General features: G+C 37.8%; 1 protein-coding gene. It reads right to left on the reverse strand.

Going from position 1 to position 251, the window contains the following annotated elements; genetic code table 11:
• Positions 1 to 251, reverse strand: a 251-nt coding sequence (locus SB679_RS25525; RefSeq protein ID WP_410705158.1) for a glycosyltransferase family 2 protein, incomplete at both ends; no start/stop codon positions are given.

Here is a 251-nt window from a genome sequence, read left to right on the forward strand (position 1 = left end):
CAAGAGCACCGTAAACACCTTCTACTTTAGGATTTTTAAATAATTCTTTTTCAGCATCGAATCTATTGGATAGGAAATAGTCGTCGGCGTCTAAAAAAGCTATAAAGTCACCTGTTGACTTTTCAATACCTAAATTTCTACTTGGGCTTGCCCCATGGTTTTCCTTATCAGGATGTTGGTAAAGCTTTACTCTTTCATGTTTTTTTGCGAGCTGTTGGCATACCGCTAATGCATTATCTGGTGACTTGTCT

Origin of the sequence: Chryseobacterium sp. SIMBA_029 (genome assembly GCF_046535275.1) — a bacterium.
Classification (GTDB): domain Bacteria; phylum Bacteroidota; class Bacteroidia; order Flavobacteriales; family Weeksellaceae; genus Chryseobacterium.